General features: G+C 70.0%; 7 protein-coding genes. 4 read left to right on the top strand and 3 right to left on the bottom strand.

What is annotated here, in order from left to right; all coding sequences use genetic code 11:
* Nucleotides 1-36 precede the first annotated feature (36 nt).
* Nucleotides 37-1101, top strand: coding sequence for an AraC-like transcriptional regulator QhpR (gene qhpR, locus ACFSNB_RS11400; protein WP_377316601.1), 1065 nt, complete (start codon nucleotides 37-39; stop codon nucleotides 1099-1101).
* A gap of 285 nt (nucleotides 1102-1386) precedes the next feature.
* Here qhpR and ACFSNB_RS11405 read toward each other — a convergent pair whose 3' ends face one another.
* From ACFSNB_RS11405 to ACFSNB_RS11415, 3 genes are all read right to left on the bottom strand, one after another.
* Nucleotides 1387-4230 (bottom strand): autotransporter outer membrane beta-barrel domain-containing protein, encoded by a 2844-nt coding sequence (locus ACFSNB_RS11405; protein ID WP_377316603.1) that lies wholly within the window; start codon nucleotides 4228-4230, stop codon nucleotides 1387-1389.
* 1018 nt (nucleotides 4231-5248) lie between these two features.
* On the bottom strand, nucleotides 5249-7792 hold the full coding sequence (locus ACFSNB_RS11410) for an ABC transporter permease (protein WP_377316605.1): 2544 nt from the start codon (nucleotides 7790-7792) through the stop codon (nucleotides 5249-5251).
* A complete protein-coding gene (locus ACFSNB_RS11415; protein WP_377316607.1) occupies nucleotides 7789-8484 on the bottom strand; it encodes an ABC transporter ATP-binding protein in 696 nt (231 codons plus the stop codon). Before ACFSNB_RS11415 ends, ACFSNB_RS11410 begins: the two co-directional genes overlap by 4 nt.
* 264 nt (nucleotides 8485-8748) lie before the next feature.
* Here ACFSNB_RS11415 and ACFSNB_RS11420 point away from each other — a divergent pair, with 264 nt between their 5' ends.
* The 3 genes from ACFSNB_RS11420 to ACFSNB_RS11430 all read left to right on the top strand — a co-directional run bounded on the left by ACFSNB_RS11420 (nucleotide 8749) and on the right by ACFSNB_RS11430 (nucleotide 15924).
* The gene (locus ACFSNB_RS11420; protein WP_377316609.1) at nucleotides 8749-10440 is read left to right on the top strand and encodes a methyl-accepting chemotaxis protein; all 1692 of its coding nucleotides are present in this window, start codon (nucleotides 8749-8751) and stop codon (nucleotides 10438-10440) included.
* Nucleotides 10441-10754: 314 nt separating this feature from the next.
* Nucleotides 10755-13991, top strand: a complete 3237-nt coding sequence (gene icmF / locus ACFSNB_RS11425; RefSeq protein WP_377316611.1) for a fused isobutyryl-CoA mutase/GTPase IcmF — start codon at nucleotides 10755-10757, stop codon at nucleotides 13989-13991.
* A 241-nt stretch (nucleotides 13992-14232) separates the two neighbouring features.
* Nucleotides 14233-15924, top strand: a complete 1692-nt coding sequence (locus ACFSNB_RS11430; protein ID WP_377316613.1) for an AMP-binding protein — start codon at nucleotides 14233-14235, stop codon at nucleotides 15922-15924.
* The last annotated feature ends 540 nt before the right edge of the window (nucleotides 15925-16464 follow it).

Below are 16464 nucleotides of genomic sequence, written 5' to 3' on the forward strand. Positions count from 1 at the left end.
ACCGTTTGCTTGGACTCCGGCGAAGGAGGACAGGCGATGGGATCGATCCGACAGCGGCGGCCGAATCGCGACGGCGGGGCCGAGCAGCGCAACATTCTGGCGGCGGCCGCCTCGGGGGTGGCCGGTTTCATCGGCCGCCATGGCGGCCATGCCGAGGCGGTGTTCGAACAGGTCGGCATTCCCGGCGAACGGCTGGGCGATCCGGTGCTGCCGCTCGACCTCGGCGCCTATTGCGCGATGATGGAACTGGCGGCGGGCGACACCGGCAACGACAATTTCGGCCTGTGGTTCGGCCAGCAGTTCCAGCCCCAGGCCCTTGGCCTGATTGGCGAAATCGCCCTGGCGGCGCCGACGCTGGGCGGCGCGTTGCAGGCGCTGGCCGAGCTGTTCCCGTTCCATCAGCAGGCGACCGAGACCCGTTTCGCCAGCGAGGGCGAGCGGGTGCGGCTGGAATACCGCATCCTTGACGGCAGCATCCTGGCCCGCCGCCAGGATGCCGAGCTGACGATGGGGATGTTCGCCAACGTGGTCCGCACCTGCCTCGGCCCGGCCTGGGCGCCGGAGGAGGTGTGGCTGGAGCATCCCCGCCCCGAGGCGTGGCGGGATCACGACAAGGCGTTCGACGCCCCGGTTCATTTCGGCCAGCGCACCAACGCGGTGGTGCTGCGCGCCCGCGACCTGGGGCGGCGGATGCCGGGCGGCGATCTGGGCCGGCTGACCGAATTGCGGGCAAGGCTGATCGCGCTGGCCGGCGGCACCGGGCACACCCCGCTGCTCGACCGGGTGCGGGCCGAGATCCGCAGCCGGCTGCCCGAGGGCGAGGCCCGGGTCGAAACCGTCGCCGCCGCGCTGGGGATGGCGCGCTGGACCCTGCAACGCCGCCTCGCCGATTGCGGGCTGGCTTTTTCCGATCTGGTCGATCAGGTCCGGCGCGAGCTGGCCGCCGCCTATCTGCGCCAGCCGCATATCCCGTTGTCGGATCTCGCTTTTTTCCTGGGATACTCGGAATTGTCGGCCTTTACCCGCGCCGCCACCCGCTGGTTCGACCTGTCGCCTTCGCAGGCGCGGCAACGCTGGTGCGGGATAGGGGAGGCTTCCTGACTTATCCCCGGGTTCTGTGGATAAGCCGGGGGGTAAAGACCGGATAAGAGGTGGGGAACGGGGGGTCCCCGGCCTCCGCTGCGATTTGCCGCTTTCTCAGGCACAAACCTGAGCAGGCGATTATTTCATGGGCGTGACAGTTTGGCGGGCGTGGGTGGTCGTCCGCCGACAGGCTTTTCAGCTTGGGCGCGGGAGGTGGCCGCGCGAAGGGCAGGGAAAGGGATCCAAGGGCCTTCGGCCCTTGGCGGGGGCGGGCGGAGCCCGCGAATCCTCCTCCCCTTGTCCTCAGAAGCCCCAGATGGCTTTGGCCATGCCGACATGGCTTTGATATTTGGCCCGCATCTCGCCGTTATATTCGACCCGGACGCCAAGGGCGTCGGGGCCGTCGAGGGTGGCGGCCAAGCCCAGTTGCACCCCATCGGGGCTGTTGCGCGCGGTCGAGGTGGCAAAGCCGGCGCCTTCCAGCGAGGCGGCGGTGGTGACCGCCGCTTGGCGATAGTCATGCACCCATTCGGCCCGCAGCTCGGGGCGCAAATTGCCGATCGCGGTATCGACGCTCCAGGTCAGCTTGGCGCCGAGATCGTGATTGAGGCTGATCATGCCCTGGCGCCGCACCGCCAGATTGGCCGCGCCGGCGCCGCTTTCGGTGTAGCCGTCGCTGATGGTGTGCAGATAGGCCAGCCCGGCCAGCGGCGTCACCTTCCAGCCGCCTTGCAGCGGCAGGTCATAGCCGGCCTGTCCGCGCAGCAGATACTGCATCCCGTCGAAATCGGCGGTGGCGGTGCGGTCCAGGAAGGCGATCTGGCGGTTTTGATGGAAGCGGTTGTATCCCACCCCGGTCTGACCGTCGAAGAACAGCGCCCCCAGGCGATAGGTGCCATAGCCGGTGAGCATGTAGGAATCGAGGGTGGAATTGCTGGTCGAACCGTCGGTGCCGTTGGCATAGGCCCGGACCCAGGACAGCGCCACGCCGCCCAGCGCCCGTTCGGTGAACTGGTGGTCGATGCCGGAGGCCAGCCCGAATTCGCTGATGCGGAAGCCGTCGGCCTCGGCGGTGCGGCCACGAATGGCGCCGCCCCCCAACACCTGGCCCCACAGCCTGTTGCCGAGGCCCTCGGACCCCGCCGCCATGCCGGAGACCGGATCATAGGCCATCGCCGTCTGCTGGTGCTGTTCCACCGCGCCCAGCACCGCCAGGGCGGCGGTGTTGCCCATCTGGGTGGAGGGGGTCGTCTGCGCGGGGGCCAGTTGCTTGATCGCCGTCGCTTTGGCCGTGGGGGTCGGCAGGCCGCCGATGGTGGTGAGGATCGATTGCATGTCGGTCGAGGTGGAGGACGCCAGCGCCAGCACGTCCAGCGCCCCGCCGACATTGGCGGCATTGGCTCCGCCGATCAGGCCGAGGCCGCGATAGACGTCCAACGCCTGTCTCAAGGTGACCTCGAGGTCGTTGCCAATGGTGGACAACGAGGCGCTCAGGCCCGACGTGCCGATGACCATCGCGGTGTTGTTGCTGTAACTGCCGGTGGTGGCGCGCACGATGGTGAAGGTTTGGCCCACGGTCAGGCCGGTGCCGGAAATGGTGATGGCGGTGTCGGTCACCGTCGCCGCCCCCGACACCGTCAGATAGCCATAGGTGCCGCCGCTGCTGACGGCGATCACCATTCCGCCGCCGGTATGCCTGTAATCGCCACTGACCGCCACCGCGCTGTCCAGCTTGACGGTGGCGCCGTGGTTGACGACGGTGCCGGACACCGCGTCCCGTAGCCACAGGAAGCCCGATGTCAGGGTGACATGGGCGGCCTGGATGGTGCCGCCGGTGAAGGTCCCGAAGGTTCCGCCGGAACCGCCGGCAAGGGTCAGGTCGGAGGAACTGGCGATATTGCCGCTGATCTGCCCGGAATTGGCGATCAGACCGAGGCTGCCCAGATTGTGGATGGCATAGGCGGAGCCCGAAATGGTGCCGGTGTTGGTCAGGCTGCCCAGGCTGCCGGTGGCGGCCACATGGACGCCGGTGGTGACCCCCGAGATCACGCCGGTGTTGGTCACGCTGTTCCGGGTGCCGCCGATATAGTCGTTGGCGTAGGAAACCAGGTAATTGTTGCCGATGACGGTGGTGCCCATCCTCAGGCCGGCCGGGCCGCTGATCGAGGAATTAAGGCCGTCGTAGGACGAAGCCCCGCCGGCGCTGATCAGGGTCCGGTACTCGCCGACCACATAATTGGCGGACGAGGTCAGGCTGGCCGTCACTTCGCCACCGGTGATGGAGGCCCTTCCGCTGATCAGCAGCGCGCCAGAGGCGCCCATGGCCAGGGTGCCGTCGCTCTGCCGGTAATTGCCATCGATGGTGACGGGGTTGGCCAGAGCCAGCACGGCGCCGGTGTTGCTGACCGTGCCGGCACCGGATCCCGCGATGATGTTGTCGGCCAGCGCCAGGGTGCCGGTGGAGAAATTGACCCCGGCCGCGACGATGCTGCCGCCGCGCAGGGTGCCCGTCGTACCACTGCCGCCGCCGATGGTCAGGGTGCTGGCGCTGGCGATGTTGCCGTCGATCAGGCCGGAGTTGCTGATCGTCCCCAGGCTGCCCAGATTTTCGATGGCATAGGCGGTGCCGGAAATGGTGCCGGTGTTGGTCAGCGTCCCCAGCCTGCCGGTCGAAGCGATGTAGACGGGGGTGGCCATCCCGGAAAGGGTGCCGCTGTTGGTCAGACTGGCGAGGGTGCCGCCGATGTAATCGTTGAGGGCGGACAGCACCAGATTGTTGCCGCTGACGGCGACGCTGCCCACCACCTTATCGGGTAAGAAGAACTGGGTGCCGGTCACGGTCAGGCTGGTGGCGCTGACCAGGGTGGTCGGGCTGCCGGCCAGATAATTGCCGGTCGAGCCTGCCCCCACCGCGCCACCGCCAAAGTCCGCCGCGCCGGTCACCACCAGTCCGTTGTCCACCACCGTCAGGGTGCCCGAGGTCTGGGTGTAGTTACCGGTGATGGTCTGCCTGGACGGCAAAGAGAGGGCGGCGCCGCTGTTGAGAACCGTGCCGGAACCCACGGTGACATTCTCGGCCAGGGCCAGGGTGCCGCCGGTGAAGGTGACCCCCGGGGCGTCGATATCCCCCCCCGAAAATGTGCCCATCGTGCCATTGCCGCCGGCGATGGTCAGGTCGGCGGATGGGCTGAGAATATAGCCGCTGATGGTGCCTGAATTGATGATTGAGCCAACCGTTCCATAGCCCGTGAGGAACGTGTAGGCGCTGATGGTGCCGGAATTGACGATCTGAGAAATACTGCCGTAGTTTAATATGCCCGAGACTCCGCTGATGGTGCCGGAGTTGTTGATCGTGCCAATGATGCTGTTGTTACGGATAACTCCCGGGTCCGCTTGAATCCGTCCTTGGTTAATGAGGGTGCCAAGGGTCGAATTGTTTACAAAGCCCTGAGGCGCGGAGATGCTCCCGGTGTTGGTGAGGGTGCCGAGAACCACGCCATTATCGACCTTAACGGCCGTATAGAGGGACGGTGAAATGGTGGTCGTGTTGGTGATCTGGGTTCTCGACGCCCCCACGACATAGTTACTGTCGCAAGCGGTGCTGATGGTGCCGTTGCTGTCCGCCACGCAGGTCGTCGCCAGGCCCGGTCGCGGGGACAGGGCGATCGCCAAAGCGAATAAGGACACCGCCGGGTAAATGGCGTAGCGAAATGACATGGTGCCCCCCGGCACATATTTTCCCGTGAGCTCTCCCCCGTTCCGCCACGCAACGAACGGACGGCCATCGGTCCGTTTCTCTTGGCAAGGGGAATGCCGCTCGCCACGAAAGATATAAGTCAGGATATCGACGGGCAATTGTTAAATGGATCTCAAACTTATCCATTAGATTTAAAGAACATGCCGAGCTGTCTATATATTAGGCTTGTCATTGTCGCGGAAGTTGAGGTGTCGTCGCCAAGTGAAACTGGTGACGTCGGAGGATTCGCGGGCTCCGCCCGCACCCGCCAAGGGCCGCAAGGCCCTTGGAACCCTTTCCTTGCCCTTCGCGCGACCAACGCCCGCGCCCAAGCTGACCGGCCTTTCCGCGCCCGACCATCAAGGGGTTCCAAGGGCCGTGCGGCCCTTGGCGGGTGCGGGCGGAGCCCGCGAAGAGAGCCTTCCCCGCTTATTCCTCGCGCAGCAGCCGCGCCGCCGGTTGGGCGAGGGCGTGGCGGCTGGCGGCGAGGCCGGCGACCAGGGTCGCCCCCAGTCCGGCGCCGACCGGGATCAAGGCGTGGAGCGGCAGCGGCGACCAGGGCAGCTTCATCACCAGGGTCAGCAGCGCCCAGGCGGCGGCCTCGCCGACCAGGGTGGCGGCGAAGGCGGCGGCGAGGCCGATCAGGCCGAACTCGATCAGGGTGGCGCGGCGGATCTGGGCCCGGCTGGCGCCGAGGCTCTTCAGCAGCACCGCCTCCCAGCCGCGGCGGCGGGCGCCGGCGGTGACGGCGGCGGCCAGCACCAGAATTCCGGCGGCGAGGGTCAGCAGGGCGGTGGCGCGCACCGCCTGATCGGCGCGGTCGATCACCCCGCGCGCGGTCTCGATCGCCTCGCGCACCCGGATCGCGCTGAGCGAGGGGAAGCGGGCGGTGGCGGCGCGCTCGATCGCCAGCGCCGGGGCGTCGGCGGCGCGCAGGGTGGCGATCACCGAATAGGGCGCGCCGTCGAGGCTGCCGGGCGACAGCAGGATGGCGAAGTTCATCGACAGGCTGGCCCAGTCGATCTCGCGCAGGCTGGCGATCTCGACCTCGATCTCGCGGCCGAGCACGTTGAGGGTGAGGTGGTCGCCGATCCCGACCCCGAACCCCTTGGCCACCGTCCGGTCGAGCGACACCAGCGGTGGCCCGGCGTAATCCTCCGGCCACCAGCGCCCGGCGACGATCCGGCTGCCGGCGGGGGGCGTGGCGGCGATCGACAGGCCGCGATCGCCGCGCGCGGCCCAGGCGGCGTCGGGGGCGATCGCGGCGGACTCGACCGGCACGCCCTTGATCGCGGCGATGCGGCCGCGCACCATCGGCGCGGTGTCGAGCCGGGCGGTGGGATCAATCCCAGCGACCAGGGCGCGCAGCGGGGCGACCTGGGAGGGCTGGAGATCGATGAAGAACCAGCCGGGGGCGGTATCGGGCAGGCGGCGGCCGAACGCCTCGCCCAGATTGGCCTCGACCAGGGCCAGGGTGGCGAGCAGGGCAAGCCCGAGCCCGAGCGACAGCATCATCCCGGGCAGGGCCGAGCCGGGCCGGGCCAGCGCGGCGAGGGCGAGGCGGGCGGGCGGGCCGAGCCAGCGGCGCGGCCGGCGGTTGAGCCGGGCGGCGAGCCGGGCCAGCCCCCAGGCGAGGCCGCGCAGCAGCACCAGCAGCACGCAGCAGGCGGCGACGAAGCCGGCGGCGAGCCCGCGCGTGGGCGAGGTGGCGATCGCCAGCCCGGCCAAGGCGGCGGCGGCGAGGGCGACGGCGGCGAGGGTGGCGCGGTCGGGGCGGCGGCGTTCGTCGCCATCGGGCACGGCGTGGAGGCGGACCAGGGCGAGGGCGGGGATGCGGCGGGCGCGGCCGAGCGGGCCGAGGGTGAAGGCGAGGGCGGCGAGGGCGCCGAACCCGGCCGCCAGCGCCAGCGGCGCCGGGTAGAACCCGCCGCCGGGCGGCAGCGGCAGGGCGTCGATCGCCAAGGCGGCGAAGGCCGGCACGGTCAGCGCCCCGGCGGCGAGGCCGAGCAGGATGCCGAGCCCGGCCAGGGCGCCGATCAGGCAGAGATAGGTGGCGAGGATCAGCCCGGCCGGGGCGCCGAGGCATTTGAGGGTGGCGATGGTGGCGACCCGTCCGTCGAGATAGGCGCGGGTGGCGTTGGCGACGCCGATGCCGCCGATCAGCAGGGCGCCGAGCCCGACCAGGGTCAGGAAGGCGGCGACGCTGTCGAGGAAGCGGCCGAGGCCGGGGGCGGGCTCGGCGGTGTCGCGCACCTGCCACGCCGCCTGGGGAAAGGCGGCGGCGATCGCGGCACGGGCCTCGGCCGGGCTGGCGCCCTCGGGCAGGACGAGGCGGAGGGAATGGCGGGTCAGGCTGCCGGGACGCAACAGGCCGGTATCGGCCAGCGCCGCTTCGGCGATCATCAGACGGGGGCCGAACCCGATCGCGGCGGCGAGGCGGTCGGGCTCGCGGGTCAGCGCCGCGCGCAGTTCGAGGGTGGCGTCGCCCAGGCCGATGCGGTCGCCGGGGCTGAGGCCGAGCCGGGCCAGCAGGGCCGGCTCGGCCACCGCGCCCCATACGCCGTCGCGGCGCTCCAGCGCCCCGGCCAGGCTCTGGTCGGGGGCGAGGGCGACGGCGCCGACCAGCGGATAGGCCGGATCGACCGCCTTGACCTCGACCAGCAGGCGGTCATCGCCATGCAGCACCATCCCGCGCAGTTCGGTCACCGCGCCGACCCGGCCGAGCCGGTCGAGGAAGGCGCGCTGGGCGGGCTCGGGCGGCACCGAGGGCTGGGACAAGGCGAGGTCGCCGCCGACCAGGGCGCGGGCCTGACCGGCCAGCCCGGCCTCGACCGCCGCCCGCAGCGAGCCGGCGGCGGCGATCGCACCGACGCCGAGGGCGAGGCAGACCACCAGCAGGCGGAAGGCGCGCAGCCCGCCGCGCAGCTCGCGCCGGGCGAGGCGCAGCGCCAGCGCCAGCGGTACCGCGCTCACGGCCGGGGCTCCGCCGCGAGCCTGCCGTCGGCGACCCGCACCGCCCGGTGGCAGCGGGCGGCCAAAGCGGGATCGTGGGTGACCAGGATCAGGGTGGTGCCCAACTCGGCATTGAGCCCGAACAGCAGGTCGGCGACGGCGCGGCCGGCGGCGCCGTCGAGATTGCCGGTCGGCTCGTCGGCCAGCAGCAGGGACGGGCGGGCGACCAGGGCGCGGGCCAGCGCCACCCGCTGCTGCTCGCCGCCCGACAGGCGCGAGGGGTAATGGTCGCGCCGCGCCGCCAGCCCGACCCGGTCGAGCCAGCCGGCGGCCTCGGCGAAGGCGTCGGCGCGCCCGGCCAGCTCCAGCGGCACCGCGACGTTTTCCAGCGCGGTCATGGTCGGGATCAGGTGGAACGACTGGAACACGATGCCGATCCGGTCGCGCCGCAGCCGGGCCAGCCCGTCCTCGTCGAGTCCGGCATGGTCCTGGCCGGCGACCACCACCCGGCCGGCCTCGGCCCGCTCCAGCCCGGCGATCACCATCAGCAGGGTCGATTTGCCCGAGCCGGACGGCCCGACGATGCCGAGACTCTCCCCCGCCGCGACGGCGAGATCGATCCCGCGCAGGATCTCGACCCGCCCGGCGCCGGCCCCCAGGCCGAGACGGACCCCCGCGAGATCGACCAGGGGGGCGGCGGCGGACTCGGGCATGGCGGGCAATCCTCGGACGGAGACGACGATCCCGGGATATGGGCGGTGGCGGCGGGCGGGTCAACCGCGCCGGGCCGGCACCGCTCCGGCCTTTTTTCCTATTTCTTCCGGGGGGACTCCCCTTCAATAGTTATTAGCCGCTTCATATCTAAGGTAACGCCAAGGGGTCTGTCCGATCGCCCTAAAAGGCAGGACAGGCCCGGAAACGCCACCACCGGGGGGCCGCGTCCCGGCGGGGAGGCGCCGGAGAAGGGGAATGCCGTGATGGCCAGTTTTGACGATTTCTCGATTCGGACCAAGGTGCTGGGCGCGTTCGCCCTGGTGCTGCTGCTGACTCTCGCCCTCGGGCTGTTCGCGATCGAGCGGCTCGACCGGGTCAACGCGTCGGCGGTGGATGTCCGCGACAATTGGCTGCCCAGCACGGTGGCGGTCGGGCAGATGGCCAAGCTGATCGAACGCTACCGGCTGTTCGAGGCCCGGCTGCTGTTCGCCACCAGCGACGAGGACCGCCGCGCCGCGTTGGCCCCGATCGACGAAACCGAGCGCGAGATCGCCCGGATGCGGCAGGCCTACGAGCCGATGGTCACCCCGGGCGAGGAGCGGGCGATGGTCGATGCCGCCGACAACGCCTGGAAACGCTATCGCGAGTCCGGCGCCCGGATGCGCGAACTGGCCCTGGCCGGCGACGAGGCCGGGGCGGTGGCGCTGTTCCTGCGCGGTCCCGGCTTCGACGCCTTCACCGAACTGCGGGCCAAGCTCAACGCGGATGTGGCGCTCAACGATCGCGAGGGGCGCAAGGCGGCCGAGGCCGGGGCGGCGATCTACCGCTCGGCGCTGTGGTGGATCGTGGCCGGTCTGGTCGCGGCGGCGGCGGGCTGCCTGACCATCGGGCTGGCGATGGTCGCCGGCATCGCCGGGCCGGTGCGCGGGATGACCGAGGCGATGCGCCGGCTGGCCCATCACGATCTGACGGTGACGGTGCCCGGGGTCGGCCGGGGCGACGAGATCGGCGAGATGGCCGACGCGGTCGAGGTGTTCAAGAACAACCTGATCGAGGGCGACCGCCTGACCGCCGAGCGCCAGAGCGAGGTCGAGGCCCGCACCCGCCGGGCCGAGCGGCGCGACCAGCTCACCGCCGCGTTCGAGGCGACGATCGAGCGGGTGGTGTCCACCGTCGGGCAGGCGGCGGGCGAGATGCGCGGTTCGTCGCAGATGCTGGCCGGCACCGCCACCCGCACCAGCGAGCGGGCCAACGCCGCCGCCGCCGCCGCGGCCCAGGCCAACGCCAATGTCCAGACCGTCGCCGCCGCCACCGAGGAACTGGCCGCCTCGACCAACGCCATCAGCGAGCAGGTCGCCCGCGCCGCCCAGACCGCCAGCCAGGCCAGCGACGAGGCCCGCCACACCGACGAAACCGTCAAGGGCCTGTCCTCGGCGGCGCAGAAGATCGGCGACGTGGTCAATTTCATCAACGACATCGCCTCGCAGACCAATCTGCTGGCGTTGAACGCGACGATCGAGGCGGCGCGGGCCGGCGAGGCGGGCAAGGGCTTCGCCGTGGTCGCCAACGAGGTCAAGGGGCTGGCCACCCAGACCGCCAAGGCGACCGACGACATCCGCCGCGAGGTCGAGGAAATGCAGGCGGCGTCGCAACAGGCCGCGCGCGCGATCGAGGGCATCGTCGCCACCATCGCCAACATCAACGAGATCTCGACCGCGATCGCGGCGGCGGTCGAACAGCAGGGCGCCGCCACCCGCGAGATCGCCCGCAACGTCCAGGAGGCGGCGGTCGGTTCGAACGAGGTGTCGAGCAACATCTCCTCGGTCAACGAGGCGGCGGCGGAAACCGGCACGGCGGCGCAGAAGCTGCTCGGCGCGTCGGACATCCTGACCCGCGAAGCCGACGCCCTGCGCCGCGAGGTCGAAAAATACCTCGGCGGCGTCAAGGCGAGCTGAGGCCGCCGCCGGAAAGTGGGCTCCGCCCACGCCCGCCAAGGGCCGCAAGCCCCTTGGAACCCCTTGGTGGTCGAGCGCGGAGCTGACTTTCAGCTTGGGCGCGGGTGTTTGCCGCGCGAAGGTCAAGGAAAGGGATCCAAGGGCCTTGCGGCCCTTGGCGGGTGCAGGGCAGAGCCCTGCGTTTTGGTTTTTCCTTCCGCCTCCACTGGCAAAATAATTCAACCGCGCTGGCGGGAAGCGACATCGATTCGGCGCGGGCGGCGGCCCTAACCTGCGGTCTGGTTGAGATCGACGGCAGGAAGGAGCGCCAAGAGATGCTGGATGGACAGGAGTCGGGCCAGGAGATCCGGACGGCGGCACGGGTGCGGTTCGTCACCGCCACCAGTCTGTTCGACGGCCACGACGCCTCGATCAACATCATGCGCCGGCTGTTGCAGCAACTGGGCGCCGAGGTGATCCATCTTGGCCACAACCGCTCGGTCGAGGAGATCGTCGCGGCGGCGATCCAGGAGGACGCCCAGGGCATCGCCGTCAGTTCCTATCAGGGCGGCCATCTCGAATTCTTCCGCTACATGATCGACCGGCTGCGCGCCGCCGGGGCGGGCGAGGTCAAGGTGTTCGGCGGCGGCGGCGGGGTGATCGTCGCCGACGAGATCCGCGCCCTCGAAGCCTATGGCATCGCCCGGATCTATTCGCCCGAGGAAGGCCAGCGCCTCGGCCTGGAAGGGATGATCGCCGACCTGCTGGAGCGGGCCGGGCCGCCGCCGCGCCGCTGTTTGCCCGAATCGTTCGACGCGGTTTCCGCCGCCGATCCGCTCGGCCTCGCCCGGGTCATCAGCGCGATCGAGGCCGGCGGGCTCGACCCGGCCCGGCTGGCGGCGCTGGCGGCCGAGGCGCCCCGGGTGCCGGTGATCGGCATCACCGGCACCGGCGGCGCCGGCAAATCCTCGCTGACCGACGAACTGATCCGCCGCTTCCGCCTCGATTGTCCCGACCTGCCGATCGCGGTGATCGCGGTCGATCCGTCGCGGCGCAAGACCGGCGGGGCGCTGCTCGGCGACCGCATCCGCATGAACGCGCTGGGCGGGCCGGTCTATATGCGCTCGCTCGCCACCCGGGGGGCGGGGTCCGAGGTGCCGCCGTCGCTGCCGGCGATCGTCGCGCTGTGCCGCCGCGCCGGCTTCGGCCTGATCCTGGTCGAAACCCCCGGCATCGGTCAGGCGGATTCGGCGGTGGCCGGGCTGGGCGATCTGTCGCTCTATGTGATGACCCCCGAATTCGGCGCCGCCAGCCAGCTTGAGAAGATCGACATGCTCGACCATGCCGATCTGGTGGCGATCAACAAGTTCGACCGCAAGGGCGGCGAGGACGCCCTGCGCGACGTGCGCAAGCAGGTCCAGCGCAACCGCGCCGCCTTCGACCGCCTGCCCGAGGCGATGCCGGTCTATGGCACGGTGGCGTCGCGCTTCAACGATGACGGCGTCACCGCGCTGTACCACGCCTTGCGCGACGCCCTGGCCGAACGCGGGCTGCCGCTCGGCCCCAGCCGGCTGCCGCGCCCGGCCGGGCCGGCCTCGACCCTCGGCGCGGCGATCGTGCCGCCGGCCCGCGCGCGCGCCCTGGCCGAGATCGCCGAGACGGTGCGGGCCTATCGCCGCCGCGCCGAGGCCCAGGTCGAGATCGCCCGCTCGCGCCAGGGGCTGGCCCACGCCCGCGACCGCCTCGCCGCCGCCGGCGAGGACACCGGCGCGGTCGAACGCCTGCTCGCCGCCGACGAGGCCGGGTTCGACCCGCATTGCCGCCGCCTGCTCGACCAATGGCCGGAGGTCGCCGCCAGCTATGGCGGCGAGGAATATGTGGTGCGGATCCGCGACAAGGAAATCCGCACCCGGCTGACCCAGCCCTCGCTGTCCGGCACCCCGATCCGCAAGGTGGCGCTGCCGCCCTATCGCGACCAGGGCGAGCTGCTGCGCTGGCTGCTGAAGGAGAACCTGCCCGGGGCGTTTCCCTTCACCGCCGGGGTGTTCGCCTTCAAGCGCGAGAGCGAGGACCCGACCCGGATGTTCGCCGGCGAGGGCGACCCGGCCCGCACCAACGCCCGCTTCAAGCTGCTGTCGCGTGACGCCGCCGCCACCCGGCTGTCCACCGCGTTCGATTCGGTGACGCTGTATGGCTGCGACCCCGACGAGCGCCCGGACATCTACGGCAAGGTCGGCAATTCCGGCGTCTCGGTCGCCACCCTCGACGACATGAAGGCGCTGTATGACGGCTTCGACCTGTGCGCGCCGTCAACCTCGGTGTCGATGACCATCAACGGCCCGGCGCCGATCCTGCTGGCGATGTTCTTCAACACCGCGATCGACCAGCAGCTCGCCCGCTTCCGCGCCGACAATGGCCGCGCCCCGACCGAGGAGGAGGAGGACAAGATCCGCGCCTGGGTGCTTTCCACCGTGCGCGGCACCGTTCAGGCCGATATCCTCAAGGAGGACCAGGGCCAGAACACCTGCCTGTTCTCGGTCGATTTCGCCCTCAAGATGATGGGCGACGTGCAGGATTATTTCGTCCGTCACCGGGTCGGCAATTTCTATTCGGTGTCGATCTCGGGCTACCACATCGCCGAGGCCGGGGCCAACCCGATCACCCAATTGGCCTTCACCCTGGCCAACGGCTTCACCTACGTCGAATCCTACCTCGCGCGCGGCCTCGCCATCGACGATTTCGCCCCCAACCTGTCGTTCTTCTTCTCCAACGGGATGGACCCGGAATATGCGGTGATCGGCCGGGTCGCCCGCCGGATCTGGGCGATCGCCCTGCGCGACAAATACGGCGCCTGCGAGCGCTCGCAGAAGCTGAAATACCACATCCAGACCTCGGGCCGCTCGCTGCACGCCCAGGAGGTCGATTTCAACGACATCCGCACCACGTTGCAGGCGCTGATCGCGATCTACGACAACTGCAATTCGCTCCACACCAACGCCCATGACGAGGCCTACACCACCCCGACCGCCGAATCGGTGCGGCGCGCTTTGGCGATCCAGCTCATCATCAACCGCGAATGGGGCGTGGCCCGCAACGAGAACCCCAACCAGGGCGCGTTCCTGCTCGACCAACTGACCGATCTGGTCGAGGAAGCGGTGCTGGCCGAGTTCGACCGCCTCGCCGAGCGCGGCGGGGTGCTGGGGGCGATGGAAACCGGCTACCAGCGCGGCCGGATCCAGGACGAATCCCTGCTCTACGAGCACAAAAAGCACGATGGCAGCCTGCCGATCATCGGCGTCAACACCTTCCGCAATCCCGAGCCGGAAGAGGCCCCGCCGATCGTGCTGCAACGCTCGACCGAGGCCGAGAAGCAAAGCCAGCTCGCCCGCCTGCGCGATTTCCAGACCCGCCACGCCGACGCCGCCCCGGCCGCGCTGGACCGCCTGCGCGCCGCCGCCCTGGCCGGGGAAAATCTGTTCGCGGTGCTGATGGAGACCGTCCGGGTCTGCTCGCTCGGGCAGATCTGCGAGGCGCTGTTCGAAGTGGGAGGGCGGTACAGAAGGTCGTTGTAAAAAACGCGGGCTCCGCCCGCACCCGCCAGGAGCCAGCGGCTCCTGGACCAGCATCGGTTTGTCGTGTGCAAGAGGCGCCTTTCAGCTTGGGCTCTGGCCGCCCGGGAAACGGGAGAGCCCAAGCTGAAGGCTGATCGGTGACCCGACCATCGAAGCAGGTCCAGGAGCCGCTGGCTCCTGGCGGGTGCGGGCGGAGCCCGCGAAAAAAACAAACAAATAAATCAAATCAGGGAGAGTCCTCATGAGCACGGATCTGGAAAATTTCCTTGCGGCGCGGGATTTCCTGCTGGCGCATCGCGAGGATTACGCCACCGCTTACCGTGATTTTCGCTGGCCGGTGCTCGACCGCTTCAACTGGGCGCTCGATTATTTCGACGTGATGGCGCGCGGCAATGAGTCGCTGGCGCTGTGGCTGGTGGACGATGCCGGGCGGGATCATCGCCTCAGCTTCGCCGAACTGTCGGCGCGGTCGAACCGGGTCGCCAACTTCCTGCGGGCGCAGGGGGTGCGGCGGGGCGATGCGGTGCTGCTGATGCTGCCCAACGTGGTCGGGCTGTGGGAGGTGATTCTCGGCTGCATGAAGCTGGGGGCGGTGCTGGTGCCGGCGACGCCGCTGCTGGTGGCCGACGATCTGCGCGACCGCTTCGCCCGGGGCAAGGTCCGCCACGTCGTCGCCGGGCCGGGCGATGCCGCCAAGCTCGATGCAGTGGCCGGCGAGGCCACCCGCATCGTCATCGGCGGCCCGGTGGCGGGCTGGGTCGATTTCGCCGAGGCCGACCGCTATGACGACAGCTTCGTGCCCGAGGGGGAGACCCGGGCCGAGGATCCGTTCCTGCTCTATTTCACCTCCGGCACCACCGCCCAGCCCAAGCTGGTCGCCCACACCTATCAAAGCTATCCGGTCGGGCATCTCTCGACCATGTACTGGCTGGGGCTGCGGCCGGGCGACCTGCATTGCAACATCAGTTCGCCCGGCTGGGCCAAGCATGTCTGGAGCAGCTTCTTCGCCCCCTGGAACGCCGGGGCGGCGGTGTTCGTCCATGCCGCCAGCCGGTTCCAGCCGCGCGAGCTGCTCGCCAATCTCAGCCGGGGCGGAGTCACCTCGCTGTGTGCGCCGCCGACGGTGTGGCGGATGCTGATCCTGGAGGATCTCACCGCCTATCCGCTGCGGCTGCGCGAGGTGATCGGCGCGGGCGAGCCGCTCAATCCCGAGGTGATCGCCCGGGTCGAGCAGGCCTGGGGCCTGACCATCCGCGACGGCTACGGCCAGACCGAGACCACCTGCCAGATCGGCAATTCGCCCGGGCAGAAGCTCAAGCCGGGCTCGATGGGGCGGCCGATGCCGGGCTACCGCGTCGTCCTGCTCGATCGCGACGACCAGCCGGCCGAGGAGGGTGAAATCAGCCTCGCCCTCGATCCGCGCCCGCTCGGGCTGATGAGCGGTTATCAGGACGACCCCGAGCGGACCGCGCTGCTGATGCGGGCCGGCCATTACCATTGCGGCGACCTCGCCACCATCGATGGCGACGGCTACCTGACCTATGTCGGCCGGGCCGACGACGTGTTCAAGGCCTCCGACTACCGCATCAGCCCGTTCGAACTGGAAAGCGCCCTGCTCGAACACGAGGCGGTGGCCGAGGCGGCGGTGGTGCCGAGCCCGGATCCGCTCCGTCTTGCCGTGCCGAAAGCCTTCATCACCCTGGCGCCGGGGTTCCAGCCCAGCCCGGCGCTGGCGGAATCGATCTTCCGCCACATCCGCGCGGTGCTGGCGCCCTACAAGCGGATCCGGCGGATCGAGATCTCGCCGTTGCCGAAGACGGTGTCGGGCAAGATCCGCCGGGTCGCCCTGCGTCAGGCCGAAGCCGAACTCCGCGCCAGCGGCGGCCGGGCCGAGAACGAATATTTCGAGGAGGATTTCGCTCAGGTCAGTTGAGCGCCAACCTGCCGCGGGGCTGCCGCACGGAATTCTGGGGAAGAGAGGTTGGTCATGGCCGGGCTTGACCCGGCCATCCCCGTGTCGGCTCAGGGGGGGGCGCCAAACGGCTCCCCTGGATGCGCGGATCACGTCCGCGCATGACGGCAAGGACGGGGGCCGTCCGCCCCGTTGATCCGTCGCACGGAATTCTGGGGAAGAGAGGTTGGTCATGGCCGGGCTTGACCCGGCCATCCCCGTGTCGGCTCAGGGGGGGGCGCCAAACGGCCCCCCTGGATGCGCGGATCACGTCCGCGCATGACGGCAAGGACGGGGGCCGTCCGCCCCGTTGATCCGTCGCGCGGAATTCTGGGGAAGAGAGGTTGGTCATGGCCGGGCTTGACCCGGCCATCCCCGTGTCGGCTCAGGGGTGGGCGCCAAACGGCCCCCCTGGATGCGCGGATCACGTCCGCGCATGACGGCAAGGACGGGGGCCGTCCGCCCCGTTGATCCGTCGCGCGGAATTCTGGGGAAGAGAGGTTGGTCATGGCCGGGCTTGAC

Source organism: Phaeospirillum tilakii (assembly GCF_042683125.1).
Classification (GTDB): Bacteria; Pseudomonadota; Alphaproteobacteria; order Rhodospirillales; family Magnetospirillaceae; genus Phaeospirillum; species Phaeospirillum tilakii.

What these genes read in the sequence shown, in the direction of transcription:
- qhpR (WP_377316601.1), top strand. Translation starts at nt 37, where the DNA reads ATGGGATCGATCCGACAGCGGCGGCCGAATCGCGACGGCGGGGCCGAG.
- ACFSNB_RS11405 (WP_377316603.1), bottom strand. Translation starts at nt 4,230, where the DNA reads ATGGGCACATTTTCGGGGGGGGATATCGACGCCCCGGGGGTCACCTTC.
- ACFSNB_RS11415 (WP_377316607.1), bottom strand. Translation starts at nt 8,484, where the DNA reads ATGCCCGAGTCCGCCGCCGCCCCCCTGGTCGATCTCGCGGGGGTCCGT.
- ACFSNB_RS11420 (WP_377316609.1), top strand. Translation starts at nt 8,749, where the DNA reads ATGGCCAGTTTTGACGATTTCTCGATTCGGACCAAGGTGCTGGGCGCG.
- icmF (WP_377316611.1), top strand. Translation starts at nt 10,755, where the DNA reads ATGCTGGATGGACAGGAGTCGGGCCAGGAGATCCGGACGGCGGCACGG.
- ACFSNB_RS11430 (WP_377316613.1), top strand. Translation starts at nt 14,233, where the DNA reads ATGAGCACGGATCTGGAAAATTTCCTTGCGGCGCGGGATTTCCTGCTG.